Below are 13036 nucleotides of genomic sequence, written 5' to 3'. Positions count from 1 at the left end.
CTTTTTTTGTTGGGGTGTTTTATTTGAAGCCACTACCCTCATCAAAGTTATTCATAATTAAACTTTTTATTAGCAATCCAATAATACGTTACGAAGAGTGTCAATAAAATCCAAACTATAGCTAGTAATCCAGTAATTATTGCATTTGAATTTACTACCCCCGTGACTAACGTTTCCATTGCATGTTTACTCATACTGGCTGGATTAACCTGATCTACTATTGGAATCAAACCGACGATTATTCTACAAGCTAAAAGAAAAGCAATTGAAATTAGCGCAATAATACCTTGACTGTGAAAAATAGCACTTATCATTGTTGTGAAAGATACGATAAAAAGAACCCAAATTAAATAAAATAGTAATCCAGTAATCATATACGAAAACGGAACAATAGTAAAAAGGTAGTTTGTATATAGATAAGAGGTAAAGTATCCAATCATTACACTAAGCGCTACTATTACATAATTTGATACTATTTTCCCAGCTACATATGAAGTAACCGTAACAGGTCTTGTTAAAATAAAGGCTAACATACCGTTAGCTTTATCTGTTTGAATGGCACCCATCATAGAGATTACCAGAATCATAAGTCCGAGCTGATCAAACTGAGAACCCAAAGTACTCGCCAGTACTTCGCCTCCTTTTTGTGCTGCCATACTCGAATCGATGGTAATTCCCTGCCCTCCACCTAATGCTCCTAAAATGGATGGTAAGTAATGCGTTACTATTGGCTGTGTTGCTCCTAAAAATATAAAAACAATTGGTAGCCAAATGATCTTAAAATCACGTAACATTTGAACACATTCTTTTTTTATTAATATCATTGAGTTATTCATTTTTGCACCACCAATTTCAAGAAAATTTCTTCTAAAGTATCGCGGCTTACTTCAAATTTAACGAGGTCAACTTTATGCTCGAGGGCATTTTGCAGTAACATAATTTTATTTATTTCGATACTCTCAACCTTCACTTTGACTTTAAGTCCTATCACTTCTACATCCTTCACATACGGTAATTTTTTTACAACATCAATCCAATCTCGATCTTTAGCTGTAATTTCAATGATTAATTTATTTTCGCTATTGCGGTGTAAAAGCTCAGTAATTGTTGTATCTTCTATCTTTGTTCCATTTTTAATCATGACAAACCGTTCACAGATTTCTTCTGCATCACTTAATATATGGGTTGATAATAAAATGGTCGTATCTTTTTTTATTTCTTCAATCAGATTTAACACTTCCCTTCTACCTATTGGATCTAATGCAGATACCGGTTCATCCATGACAATAAGCGAAGGTTTATGTAGTAATGCTTGTGCAATACCGAGTCTTTGTTTCATTCCTCCAGAAAAGGTACTCACCTTTGACCCTTCTTCTCCACTTAATCCAACTTTCTCCAAAATTTCTGGTATCGACTTTGACAATTTCTCTTTTCTCACTCCAGAAAGTTGCCCCATAAACATAAGAGTTTCTCGCGCCGTCATCCAATGAAAAAAATTAGGGTATTGGGGTAAGTAGCCAATTTCCCTTTTCATTTTTGATATTTTTATCCCATTCAATAACACTTCACCAACATCTGGATTAATAATATCTGAAATCACTTTTATTAATGTAGATTTCCCTGCTCCATTTGGTCCGATTAACCCTACACATTCTCCTGATTGCAGTTCCATCGAGAAAGTATTGACAGCAATTTTTCCTTTAAATGATTTTGTTACATTTCTAATCTCTAATTTCATAATTTCTCACCGTCCTTTCTCCCTATAACAAAGTACAGAATAGGTCCCAATAAGTTAACAAAGATAATAATTAGCGTCCATACAAGTACATTTTTTCTTGTTTTTCTATTTCGGTATAAATCAATTAATGCAATGGAAACTAAAAGTGCCCCGACTACAATAACCGGCAATAAGATTGGGAGAAACGCCATAATATCCATGTCTTTAAGATCATTCCATCCATAATGTAGTTGCATTTTTATCATTCCTTTCTAAACTCATTATCATTATTGATAATGATAAAATAAAAACGGATGGATTGCAATCATTATTCTCATTATTTATAATGAGAATAAAAAACAATACATAAGGTGATATAATGAGTAATAAAGTTGAAATTTTAATGCATCCGGTAAGAATGAAGATTTGCCAAGTATTAATGAGAAATAAAGAAGATGGACTAACACCATTAGAAATGGTAAAAATCATTAAAAATGTACCACAAGCAACACTATATAGACAGCTACAAACTATGGTTGATTCTGGTATCGTCCATGTAATTAACGAAAAAAAGGTGAAATCTGTTTCTGAAAAATATTACGCAATCAATGAAGAAGATGCAAAAATTGAAGGAAGTGAGTGGAAAGGATTATGTGATGATGAAAAGCTAAACTACATTTCTTATTATCAGTTATCACTTATGACACAATATCAAAGTTACCTTAAGAAATTAGAGGAACAAAACAGTCAAGAAGATAAGGCTACTTTTTCTGTTGTGGAATTAAAGCTCGATGAAGAACACTTTGGAAAATTTCAAAACGAACTTAACGAATTAATGATTAAGTACTATAATAGCCAAAGTAAAGGTGACGAAAAAGAGGCTCCGGTTCGGACTGTCGCTATTACAATTATTCCAGAAACGTAAACTACATACCCCTATTTTGCCTGTCTAACTTAGTGCATTCTTCTAAATAAACGTGAGCTACTCAACACTAACATGTTAAATAGCTCACTTTTTCAATCTAAATTAATACTTTTAATAAAATCAAAATGATTTTCATCAGCTAATTTATCGATATAACCCGTTATATACAGATTTGCTTTAGACACTTCTGTATTTTTAAATTCAGAATAAAAATCAGGAGAAAATGATACTTCCAAAACAACACTATCCCCAGGTTTAATATTTAATTTATTACCTTTCGCTAACACTTTAAATGGATTAGTTGTTTGACCAGATTTCGTTGGGGATTTAGGAAATGAAAACATAACATTATTTTGCGCAATAACATAATCGGTATTATTCGTCATTTTTATTTTATAAGATATTTCAGTGTTCGTATTTGTATTTTTAGAAAGTAATTCATACACTATTCCCTTTTCAATATCTGCTTGTTTAAAAGTAGTATTATTTTTACTAGAACAAGCACTCAAAATAAAAAACAAAAACAATATGATTATTCCACATTTTTTTTCATCGATTTATTACCACCTATTAGTAAACACTATATTCTCTTTGAATTGTCATACCATTTGAAACGTACGTAACACTAGTAGTACTAGTACTACTAACTGAAAATCCTGCAATCCCACCACTTACTCCACCTGAATTACTAACTGTTGTAAAAAATTTACCCGTTACTCCCAATGTCACACTAATCGTTGGATATGCCGTTGTCTTCCAAGAATTACTTTGTGCCCAAGTAGCAGAATATTTACCCGCAGAAAGAGAAGAACCAACAGTAGAGCTATTAATTTGTCTAAAAGATCCAGAAGAATAAATTTCAAAACTACCTTCTAAATCAGCTTTAAAACTAGAATTTCCAGAATAAGTTTGTGTCCAAGAAGCTTGTCTCCAAACAACATTACTACTAGCTGCAGCAGTAGGGTTTATTTTACTTAAACTTTGAACAGTTCTAGCAGAAACAAGTTTATCAGCTTCTTTATATGAGATATTTTCATTCTTTGCTACGTTTTTAACATATTGTTCTCTAGTAATATCAATAATTTTAACTCCAGGAATTTCCTCGTTTGATAATAAATTAATTGGTTTTTGTTGTTGTGTAATATCATTTGTAACTAGGGAATCCGCAGAAGCTGGAAAAGCTGATGTGCTTAACATAGCAATCATTAAAGAAGATCCAATAAACAATTTCGTTTTGTTCATTACAACACCCATTTTTCCCAAAATTAAGAATATTAACTACTATTTTACAACTGATATTATTTCAAATCAATAGTTATTTTGAATTCCCTTTGTGTTTTTTGGTGTAAATACTAAACATATATATGCTATAGTAGTACATTCGCAATAATCTTGCTCTTATTTTCTCTACTTGTATAATTATCTTATTTTTCAGTATATTAAAGGTAATCCCAAAATAACCTCGAATAATTGTAATACATATACATAAGGAGGTTGATCTATTTTGTTTCGTTCTTTTACAAATGGTTGCGTCGCCTTAGTGCAACGTTTCTTGCCAGAGCCGTTTATTTTATCATGTTTATTAACTGTTTTTGTTATCTTCTTCGGCATGTTTGCAACGCACCAAACGCCTGTAGAAATGATTAATCATTGGGGTAATGGAATTTGGGGACTACTCGCCTTTTCTATGCAAATGGCACTTGTACTCGTGACAGGATCTGCTTTAGCAAATGCTCCCCTCATTAAAAAAGGGTTAACGAAAGCGGCAAAACTACCGAAAACCAATGGACAAGGTATTATTGCCATTTCAATCGTAAGTTTACTAGGGGCATACATAAACTGGGGATTTGGTATTGTTGTATCTGTTTTATATGCAAAAGAAGTGGCACGGCAGCTGGAAGGATTAGATTATAGACTAGCCATTGCTTCTTCTTACTCTGGATTTCTCATTTGGCATGCGGGACTTTCTGCTTCTATTCCTCTTACGTTAGCAACTGGCGGTGAAACGTTAATTAAAACGACAGCTGGAAGTATTAAAGAAGCGATTCCAATAACAGAAACGCTATTCTCACCATACGCACTTGTACCAGTTATTATTTTTCTCGTTACGATGCCTCTCATTAATAAAGCGATGCATCCAGATGAAAAACATACGATAACGGTAGATCCTAGCGTATTCCATGAAGAAGCTGCCGCTCAAGAAGTAGGGAACAATACGTTCGCTGAAAAAATGGAAAATAGCATCATTATTACACTTTGCGTTGGATTGTTAGGTCTCATTTATATTTTCAATTACTTTTATACGAAAGGCTTTAACCTTACGCTAGACATCGTTATTTTTATGTTATTAATTGCTGGACTTATTTTCCACCGTACTCCGATTCAATATATTCGCGCTTTTTCAGACTCTACGAAAAGTGCTTCTGGTATTTTACTTCAATTTCCGTTTTATGCAGGAATTATGGGGATGATGATTGGAGCAAATAGTGAAGGACTTTCACTTGGAGGAGCTATTTCGAATTTCTTTATTAGCATTTCAAACGAAACGACTTTCCCGCTCTTTACTTTTTTAAGTGCTGGCATCGTTAATATTTTCGTTCCATCTGGTGGCGGTCAATGGGCTGTGCAAGCACCCATTATGATTCCAGCTGGCGCTGAACTTGGTGTACCTGCTGCAAAAACAGCAATGGCAATTGCATGGGGCGATGCTTGGACGAATTTGATTCAACCATTCTGGGCATTACCGGCATTAGCGATAGCTGGTTTAGGTGCTCGTGATATTATGGGATTTTGCGTTGTTAACTTACTATATGCAGGATTTATCATTAGTCTATGTTTCCTATTTATTTAAACGAAAAGCTAGTTTTATACTAGCTTTTTTACATAATAAATCACTCATTTCCCACGCAATTTATTACGACCTCCCACTCTATATCCGTAAGATATAACGCCTCAAATGCAAAAAAGTCTTCACATACTTTTTCAATTAAATGTGGATTGTTTTTAAGGAAATTCCACTGTAATGCTTTAGGAAGAAAATATGTATCATATTCTTTACTTCCTTTTACTACCTCATCCACTTCTCTTTCACAGATTCCTCTTATTAAATAATCATTTCTTAATTGAATCTGTATTTGTTGAAACATTTCACTACAGTTCTTCAATTGGACTAAGCAATTAATATATGTACGAAAAAGTTCGTTATCATAATTGCAACACTTTATTATACGTTCGATTTCATTCATAATGTACGAGCCTTTTCTTCTATTTGTAATAACCACTTTTCCAGCTTCTCTCGTTTACTCGTTTTCACAGATTGAAAAACAGATCGTTTTATATCGCGAATGCCGCAAAAACGTAACACACCTCTTTTCATCATAATCCAATCCGCTGATCTGTATAGTAGTGCGACGTACCATAACGGTGAATCTAACGTATTAATCACCCACGCTTTCTTCCCTTTCAATAATCCTTTCGGCAGGGCTCCTTCATATTTATAAGCAAATCCAGCAACGAAAATGCGATCGATAAACCCTTTTAAAATAGCAGGCATCCCCCACCACCATATCGGATATATAAAGAGAAGCGTATCTGCTTCTTCCACTAACGTTCTGTACCAAGCTGTCTCTTCTTCATTTACTAAATCACGTCTTTTCTTCTCTTCATTAAATACAAGGACTGGATCAAATTGTTCTTTATATAAATCAAGTACCGTAACCGAATGATCTGTTTCTTGTAATCCTTTTTGCACATGCTTTAAAATCGCCGCGTTAAAACTGGAAGGACTAGGATGAGCGTATACAATTAGTACATTCACTACAAAACAACTCCCTCTATAAGTTAAAGTTTCCCCTTCTTTAACATCTTCTCTACAATTTGCACGTTTTTTGAGCTTTGTAATAAACGGTTTAATACGGTTAGTAACTCTTCTTTTTCTAAATCTTTCAGTTTCTCTTTCACCGTACTCTCACCAGTGCCTTGAATATCATAAACAACTGCCGCCATATGTTTACAATAGTTTTCATATGGACATTCGCAGCTACTTTCTGTAAAGTCTTCAAGATCAATAATCACTTCATAGTTCCCTGCATTTCCAGTAACGAAAGCAAATATTTTCTTGTCTTGTATTTCAACATCCTCTACATGTCCCTCTTCATAATATTCATACCCTTTATCCATAATGTACTTAGGCATCCATTTCGTTATATCATGTAATAAGTAAGCGTACATAACAACACCTCTTCCTTTAATTCCCTTTTGACTTCCAAACCTGCGCATGTTATTCTAATAACTGTCAAATAGCAAGTCTATATGACAAAACGACTGACACCTATTCGGCGGAGGTGTCTCTTTTCATTTGCAGCCGATACGAAGTGCCTCTTTCAGGCACATTCAATCTTTGACACTACACACTCAACACCATTCCCTTGTATCAGGCTGCTTAAGCAGTCTTTTACTCTACATACTTCAAAAAAAAGAGAGCTTAGCTCCCTTTTCCCGCCTTATATAATACCCCTTTTTCAGTATAGAGATATTCATCAGCTAATGTAATTTTCCCATCCAGTTTCAGTTCATCTAATAGTCTTGATAAATAAAATTGATGTAACATCTTTTTCGTGAATTTTCCTTCATGATGCGAAACGATATGTTCTTGAATATCTAACAATGATATTGGCTTATCTTGCTCTATCATATATTCATAAACTGTACTACGCAGTTTTACGTATTTTTCGAGTGTCACAGTAATGCGCAACCCCTTTCTTCTTAATATAAATTTTCGTAATCGGTTTTTTTGCAACAAAAAAACCTCTCCGATAAGAAGAAGTTACGTATATATCTTCGTCTTATCTCCCAGAACAAATTTGTTCTGCTGGAATTAGCACCTGCATCGCGGTTGCTGGGTTTCATCGGGCCAGTCCCTCCACCTCTCTGGATAAGAAAATATTCACTTAATTCTTACTATACGTAATTTCATTTTAATTGTCAAACAAATATAACAAATAATATTTTATTCCTTACTGTTCATACTATACATATATGAATATGCAAGGAGGAATATGCAATGCACGAAAATGCTCGCGGATATGTACAAGATTCTTTTCAATCATTACAAGAAGCAAAACATTGTTTAGAAGCAGCACTACAGACTGTTGAAAAAGATTTTAATCGCGCACGTATTGAACAATCCCTTTATGCGATCGAACAAGCTATTCAACGTTGTGATTACACGGTTCACATTTTAGAACAAGATTGAAAAAACTTCCCATCATAAGGTGGGAAGTTTTTTCAAATGGCATACTTCATAATTATTGCCGTTATAATTAAAAAATATACAGAATTAGCAATTTCTAAAATACCTACTTTTATAATAGAAATCTTTTTACCGTACAACATAATTGCCCGAATGACACTCGGTATAAAAATAAGAGAGCACCACGGATTGATAGCAAATACGATGATTGTTAATAGAATATGATACCCCCATGATATAAAACGATACTTCGGGTTATTTTTCTCACGTATCATCGTTTTCACATAAAACGTACTTCCTAAAAAATATAAAAATGATATAAGCGCAATAAATAGTGCTGTTTTATCTATAAGTTTCATTGAAAAATAATAACTAACTAAACCACCAATACAAAAAACAATAATCGCACTAATGTCATTTAGTAACGCTCTTTCATTCTTTTGACAGGCGTAATACATATTTACTATAAATAATGGAATCATTACTGCTACGAATAAAAGAATGCGCCATTCATATAATAGAGAAATCATCCCAAATACGAAAGCGACGATAAAATATACAATTGCTGCATGTAAATACTCTTTTTTTCGTCTTTGCTTTATGTACGTAAGAAATGGATACGTAGCTAAATAGATAAAGAACCAAGCTAAAAATAATGGAATATGATACATAGTAGGTTTCCCAAGTATGATACTTAATAGAAATGGTATAACGAGCATGGCCCATGCACCGTGTTGCTTCGGAATAACTAACTTCATTAACTATACACCTCCCTTTTGAAAATAGTTCTCACATACTATTATACAAATAATTTTATATAATAGCCGACGTATATTGAATCGATTTTTTGACAATAAAAAATGCTCCTTACAATATGTAAGAAGCATGAAAGAGGCAAACGAATATGTAAGTCGCGACCCTACCTTATATGAATATGCTTTTCTATGCCATGTTATGCTTATCTAATATGCCATATTTCTTTTTGAATCTCGTAAGAATCGTAATCCAAGACGTACTAAATAATAGTAAGAAAATAACATTCGAAATTGCATGGCTCAAATCGAAATAAAAACTTGCAACATAGTACGCGACAACTGTTTCCCACGTTGCTTCCTGTATAAAACCGAGAAGCCCCCAGAAGTTCATAATCCAGCCAAATAAAAATCCAACAAATAATCCGTATAGGAGTCTTCCCCATAGCTTTTTCATTAAAAATGTATTACGTAATAATCCAGCTATAAAACCAATCATCCCCCATGAAAACATTTGCCACGGCGTCCACGGACCTTGTCCTAAAAAAATATTAGATACGATAGCCGCTGTTGCCCCGATCATAAAACCAGTTTCACTCCCAAACACGATCGCAGAAACGATAATGACAAAAGAAGTCGGTTGTACACTTGGTAAAAGAGAAAAAGGTACACGGCTAACTGCTGCAATTGCTGCTAACACAGCAACGAGAACAATTTCACGTGAAACAAACGCCTTTCTTTCAAAGCGGATATAGAAAGGTAACATAATAACAACTAATAAAAACAAACTACTTAACATGTAATAACCATCCATGATAAGTGTCGTAAAGAGTAATGTGCCTATTATAACTGCAAAAATACATATTATGAATGCAACATATCGTTTGGACACGCTTCGTACACATCCTCCCACGTTAATGCATATGGCAACTCTTTTCGAATGAATCGATTGATAGATGTTGTATAAAAGAAGTTTCCACTAAAAAACTCTTTCGGTGCATCATTCATAATAACTGCTCCGTCAAATAACATCATACATTGATCAACGTATTTTGCTGCAAACTCAATATCATGCGTTGCCATTACAATAGTTGTACCTTCTTGTTGTAACTTCCTAAATAGCTCTCCTACTCGTTCTTTTTTCCATGGATCTAGTCCCTTTGTCGGTTCGTCGAGTAATAATAAAGTTGGCTTTGATAATAACGTTGTACATAACGCAAGTAGTTGTTGCTCTCCCCCACTACAATCATGCGGATGGCGTTCTTTAAGCGAGTACAACCAAAACTTCTCCAACATATCTTCTGCTATTTCTTTTCCTTGTTCTCCGTATAATTCACGTGCACGTTCATACACTTCTTCCCACACTGTATCAAATGTAAAATGATAGTACGGATGTTGTGATACATACCCGATCCTTTTAAATCGTTCTTTCGAATCAATTTTATGTATCACTTTCCCATTCCACTTTACTTTCCCTCTTCTCGCTTTTTGCAATCCAGCTAAAATCGTTAACAGTGTAGACTTACCTGTACCATTTTTTCCAACGAGAGCTGCCCATTTTCCTTTTTCAATCGATACGGTTAAATCTCGTAAAATATGCGGACTATTTTTTTCATATTGGAACGAAATATGTTCTGCACTTAAAATGACTTCTCGCTTTTCACTTTGTGCTATTGGCTCATTCACATATGATATCTCTGAAGAATGATTCAGTTGCATTTGCGCTTCTCGCACTGTAAACGGAATATCTCTTGCATTCCACTCTAAAAACAATCTTGGAATTTGCGGAATAAATGGACGGAACTTTTCAACTTCCCACATGTTCGCTACAACCGTTTTAGGATTACCATCATATACGATTTGGCCATTATTCATACAAATAACGCGCGTAGCAAGTGGTATCACTTCATCTAAACGATGTTCACTTAAAACGATCGTAATGCCAAGTTCTTCGTTAATACGTTTTAACAATCCTAAAAATTCCTTCGCTGCAATTGGATCTAACTGCGCTGTTGGTTCATCTAATAATAATAGTTTTGGCTGCATAACTAGTACGGCAGCTAAATTGACAAGCTGCTTTTGCCCGCCAGATAACGTATGCACAGATTGGTGCAATAAATCTTGAAATCCTAAGAAGCTAATGAGCTCTGCTATTCGTTTTTGAATAATATATGATGGTAATCCAACATTCTCTAAAGAAAATGCTAATTCTTGAATGACCGTATCCATTACGAGCTGATTTTCTGGATTTTGAAATACCATGCCAATTTCTTGTGCAGATAATAAATCTGGTACTTCCTCTAATAAAACATCATCATAAAAAATTTCTCCTGAGCGTGTACCGATTGGAAGTAATTCCTTTTTAAAATGTTTTAATAAAGTCGTCTTCCCGGATCCTGATCCGCCGGCAAGTGTAATAAACTCTCCTTTTTGAATAGAAAGAGAAATATGCTGTAACGCATATTTGTTTTCATCAGCATATACAAATGATAAATTGTTTATTTCTGCATGCGCCACCATATCCACTCCCTTCCTTCCATTATAATCGGTAGACTAATAAACATCGTAAATACGACAAACATCATTCCATCGTATTGCTGAAATAGAATAGATTCGACTTTCGGATAAATGATTAACTTTCCTCCGCCATACGTACTACATACAATAGCAATTATAAGTAGAATACTTAAATAACTGAGCGTGTACCAGTCGCGTCTTTCCATTCTATACCGAATATATGTCGTACGCTTCGTCACACCAAATCCACGAGCTTGCATAGAATCTGCTGTTTGCAGCGCATCTTCTAACGAACAAATTAATAATACTTGCAGCAATTGCATACCGTTTTTCACTCGTTCTACAATTGAACCTGCATCTACTTGTACACCTTTCGTTTTTTGGACGAGTGTTATTTTCTGTAATCGCCTCATAAACAAAGGAACAAACCTCACTGTAATCATCGTTAACAATGCTACTTTCGGTGAAATTCTAGAAAATAAATATAAAAATTTATGACTTGAAATAATATCATTATACGAAGCAAACGTAAACATAATCGCAACTAGTAATAACCCCATTACTACTCCAAACATAATCGCCTCAAGCTTAATACGGCTATCCCCTAACCAAAATAACGTAGTTCGACCTCTATGCGTTAATAACGAATTAAATAAAATGACCATAAAAAAGAAAACGACTGTGCTCGGTAACATCTTTCTTATCTTTTCGCTATTCCCTTGCATCACATTTAAAATAACGATTAATAGTATTGCTCCAATTAAAAAAAGAGGATGAAGACACATCATACATAGTATCATCACCCCGATATAATAGAAAAAATTCACAAAAGGATGTAAAGAAGAAAAACTTATTTTCATAGTCCTTTACCGAATGCCTTTCTTATTTTAGTATACATACACCCATTCGATTGTATCTCCTGGCTTCACTGTAACTACACCCGCACTATAGTTTGGAAACGATCCGTTCAAACGATATTTCCATCCACTATTATCGTTTACATCTTTTTCATATAAATCATTAATACCTTTTACGTAAATATCACCTTTAGAACCCATTGCATCCACATCTAAACCTGTGCGCTGTAATACTTTATAAACAGTATCGCCTTCTTGTACATCCATTTTTTTCGCACCTAATAAGTACCCTTTATTACCTTTTACTGAGATAGTGACTTGTTTTGCTTGTGGTTTAGGTGGTTCTGGTACTGTATCTGGTTTAGGTGGCACTGGCTTTGGTACTGCCGGAGTCGGTATCGTTTTCTCCTCTTTATTCGGATCAACCTTTTGCTCCTGCTTCGGTGTTTCTTTCGGCTGATTCACAACCTTCGCTTCTTCTTTTACTTCTGGTGCTTTCGGTTGCTCTTGTTGTTTCTCTTCTTGTGCTTTTTGTTGTTCTGGTTGCTTAGTAGCGGCAGGCTGTTCCTGAGGTTTCTCTTCTTTCTTTACTTCCGGTTGTGCCTGCGGCTTTTCTTCTTTCGGCTTCTCTTCTACTTTTTGCTCTTGTTTCTCTTTCTGTTCTTCTTGCTTATTTTGCTCTTGTTCAGCTTGTTTTTCTTCCGGTTTCGCTTCATCTTTTTTCTCTTCTTGTTTTGCAACCTCTTCTTGCTTTGGTTCTACTTTCTTCTCAGGATTTACAGCTGCCTCTTCACATCCGGCAAGTAGCCCAAGTGAAAGCATTAAAGAAATCAACCACTTCATCTTACTCATGTTGTCTCTCACCTTTCATAATAAAGTGAAACTTTAATAAGTGGGGGGCTTTTCCACCCCCCACTTATTATTAGTTGAACCAATCGGGCTTTTACGGGCAGTTAATCTCCCCCTAACTTCCTCGCACTCGCTAACTTTTGAGTTGGGGGTCTTACTGCCCGTTAA

17 protein-coding genes and 1 riboswitch are annotated in these 13036 nt (G+C 34.7%); of the genes, 3 read left to right on the top strand and 14 right to left on the bottom strand.

Annotation, left to right across the window (positions count from 1 at the left end; genetic code table 11):
* Window positions 1–47: 47 nt before the first annotated feature.
* The 3 genes from K5S59_RS23245 to K5S59_RS23235 are packed head-to-tail and all read right to left on the bottom strand — an operon-like array spanning window position 48 to window position 1974.
* Window positions 48–836, bottom strand: coding sequence for an ABC transporter permease (locus K5S59_RS23245; RefSeq protein ID WP_120450530.1), 789 nt, complete (start codon window positions 834–836; stop codon window positions 48–50).
* Window positions 833–1738, bottom strand: coding sequence for an ABC transporter ATP-binding protein (locus tag K5S59_RS23240; protein WP_098258504.1), 906 nt, complete (start codon window positions 1736–1738; stop codon window positions 833–835). The genes K5S59_RS23245 and K5S59_RS23240 overlap by 4 nt, the downstream gene beginning before the upstream one ends.
* On the bottom strand, window positions 1735–1974 hold the full coding sequence (locus K5S59_RS23235; protein ID WP_001175974.1) for a PLD nuclease N-terminal domain-containing protein: 240 nt from the start codon (window positions 1972–1974) through the stop codon (window positions 1735–1737). Before K5S59_RS23235 ends, K5S59_RS23240 begins: the two co-directional genes overlap by 4 nt.
* A 122-nt stretch (window positions 1975–2096) precedes the next feature.
* Between K5S59_RS23235 and K5S59_RS23230 the strand changes: the two genes are divergently transcribed.
* The gene (locus tag K5S59_RS23230; protein ID WP_000066857.1) at window positions 2097–2642 is read left to right on the top strand and encodes a transcriptional regulator; all 546 of its coding nucleotides are present in this window, start codon (window positions 2097–2099) and stop codon (window positions 2640–2642) included.
* A 92-nt stretch (window positions 2643–2734) separates the two neighbouring features.
* On the opposite strand, the gene K5S59_RS23225 is transcribed toward K5S59_RS23230, so the two are convergent.
* Entirely contained in the window at window positions 2735–3169 is a 435-nt protein-coding gene (locus K5S59_RS23225; protein WP_120450532.1) for a hypothetical protein, read from the bottom strand.
* 43 nt (window positions 3170–3212) lie between these two features.
* On the bottom strand, window positions 3213–3884 hold the full coding sequence (locus K5S59_RS23220) for a hypothetical protein (protein WP_001044243.1): 672 nt from the start codon (window positions 3882–3884) through the stop codon (window positions 3213–3215).
* 262 nt (window positions 3885–4146) lie between these two features.
* Here K5S59_RS23220 and K5S59_RS23215 point away from each other — a divergent pair, with 262 nt between their 5' ends.
* Window positions 4147–5493 (top strand): short-chain fatty acid transporter, encoded by a 1347-nt coding sequence (locus K5S59_RS23215; protein ID WP_000490004.1) that lies wholly within the window; start codon window positions 4147–4149, stop codon window positions 5491–5493.
* Window positions 5494–5533: 40 nt separating this feature from the next.
* Here the strand turns inward: K5S59_RS23215 and K5S59_RS23210 are convergent, their stop codons facing one another.
* The 4 genes from K5S59_RS23210 to K5S59_RS23195 form a co-directional block, all read right to left on the bottom strand.
* A complete protein-coding gene (locus K5S59_RS23210) occupies window positions 5534–5887 on the bottom strand; it encodes a hypothetical protein (RefSeq protein WP_001002335.1) in 354 nt (117 codons plus the stop codon).
* On the bottom strand, window positions 5884–6459 hold the full coding sequence (locus K5S59_RS23205) for an NAD(P)H-dependent oxidoreductase (RefSeq protein ID WP_001101663.1): 576 nt from the start codon (window positions 6457–6459) through the stop codon (window positions 5884–5886). Before K5S59_RS23205 ends, K5S59_RS23210 begins: the two co-directional genes overlap by 4 nt.
* Before the next feature lie 23 nt (window positions 6460–6482).
* Window positions 6483–6872 (bottom strand): SWIM zinc finger family protein, encoded by a 390-nt coding sequence (locus tag K5S59_RS23200; protein ID WP_098258501.1) that lies wholly within the window; start codon window positions 6870–6872, stop codon window positions 6483–6485.
* Window positions 6873–7125: 253 nt separating this feature from the next.
* Window positions 7126–7443, bottom strand: a complete 318-nt coding sequence (locus tag K5S59_RS23195) for a hypothetical protein (RefSeq protein WP_033656149.1) — start codon at window positions 7441–7443, stop codon at window positions 7126–7128.
* Between the two features lie 40 nt (window positions 7444–7483).
* Window positions 7484–7582, bottom strand: a riboswitch (SAM riboswitch).
* A 122-nt stretch (window positions 7583–7704) separates the two neighbouring features.
* On the opposite strand from K5S59_RS23195, the gene K5S59_RS23190 reads away from it, so the two are divergent.
* Window positions 7705–7896, top strand: coding sequence for a hypothetical protein (locus K5S59_RS23190; RefSeq protein WP_000544998.1), 192 nt, complete (start codon window positions 7705–7707; stop codon window positions 7894–7896).
* Between the two features lie 32 nt (window positions 7897–7928).
* Here the strand turns inward: K5S59_RS23190 and K5S59_RS23185 are convergent, their stop codons facing one another.
* From K5S59_RS23185 to K5S59_RS23165, 5 genes are all read right to left on the bottom strand, one after another.
* Complete coding sequence (locus K5S59_RS23185; RefSeq protein ID WP_000779955.1) at window positions 7929–8651, bottom strand: YwiC-like family protein; 723 nt, start codon at window positions 8649–8651, stop codon at window positions 7929–7931.
* Window positions 8652–8835: 184 nt separating this feature from the next.
* Entirely contained in the window at window positions 8836–9537 is a 702-nt protein-coding gene (locus K5S59_RS23180; protein WP_120450533.1) for an ECF transporter S component, read from the bottom strand.
* Window positions 9510–11171: an ABC transporter ATP-binding protein gene (locus tag K5S59_RS23175; protein WP_174718028.1), complete on the bottom strand. Its 1662-nt coding sequence runs from the start codon at window positions 11169–11171 to the stop codon at window positions 9510–9512. The genes K5S59_RS23180 and K5S59_RS23175 overlap by 28 nt, the downstream gene beginning before the upstream one ends.
* On the bottom strand, window positions 11144–12022 hold the full coding sequence (locus K5S59_RS23170; protein ID WP_098872632.1) for an energy-coupling factor transporter transmembrane component T: 879 nt from the start codon (window positions 12020–12022) through the stop codon (window positions 11144–11146). Before K5S59_RS23170 ends, K5S59_RS23175 begins: the two co-directional genes overlap by 28 nt.
* A 27-nt stretch (window positions 12023–12049) precedes the next feature.
* Window positions 12050–12871 (bottom strand): DUF4430 domain-containing protein, encoded by an 822-nt coding sequence (locus K5S59_RS23165; RefSeq protein ID WP_098872633.1) that lies wholly within the window; start codon window positions 12869–12871, stop codon window positions 12050–12052.
* Window positions 12872–13036 lie beyond the last annotated feature (165 nt).

Origin of the sequence: Bacillus sp. BML-BC051 (genome assembly GCF_019656175.1) — a bacterium.
GTDB lineage: Bacteria > Bacillota > Bacilli > Bacillales > Bacillaceae_G > Bacillus_A > Bacillus_A mobilis.
The sequence above is the reverse complement of the archived record's forward strand: the minus strand, read 5'-3'. Positions and strand labels throughout refer to the sequence as shown.

Coding starts and splice junctions, on each gene's coding strand:
- K5S59_RS23220 (WP_001044243.1), bottom strand. CDS start 3,884: ATGAACAAAACGAAATTGTTTATTGGATCTTCTTTAATGATTGCTATG.
- K5S59_RS23170 (WP_098872632.1), bottom strand. CDS start 12,022: ATGAAAATAAGTTTTTCTTCTTTACATCCTTTTGTGAATTTTTTCTAT.
- K5S59_RS23165 (WP_098872633.1), bottom strand. CDS start 12,871: ATGAGTAAGATGAAGTGGTTGATTTCTTTAATGCTTTCACTTGGGCTA.
- K5S59_RS23200 (WP_098258501.1), bottom strand. CDS start 6,872: ATGTACGCTTACTTATTACATGATATAACGAAATGGATGCCTAAGTAC.
- K5S59_RS23245 (WP_120450530.1), bottom strand. CDS start 836: ATGAATAACTCAATGATATTAATAAAAAAAGAATGTGTTCAAATGTTA.
- K5S59_RS23235 (WP_001175974.1), bottom strand. CDS start 1,974: ATGCAACTACATTATGGATGGAATGATCTTAAAGACATGGATATTATG.
- K5S59_RS23185 (WP_000779955.1), bottom strand. CDS start 8,651: ATGAAGTTAGTTATTCCGAAGCAACACGGTGCATGGGCCATGCTCGTT.
- K5S59_RS23230 (WP_000066857.1), top strand. CDS start 2,097: ATGAGTAATAAAGTTGAAATTTTAATGCATCCGGTAAGAATGAAGATT.
- K5S59_RS23210 (WP_001002335.1), bottom strand. CDS start 5,887: ATGAATGAAATCGAACGTATAATAAAGTGTTGCAATTATGATAACGAA.
- K5S59_RS23190 (WP_000544998.1), top strand. CDS start 7,705: ATGCACGAAAATGCTCGCGGATATGTACAAGATTCTTTTCAATCATTA.
- K5S59_RS23240 (WP_098258504.1), bottom strand. CDS start 1,738: ATGAAATTAGAGATTAGAAATGTAACAAAATCATTTAAAGGAAAAATT.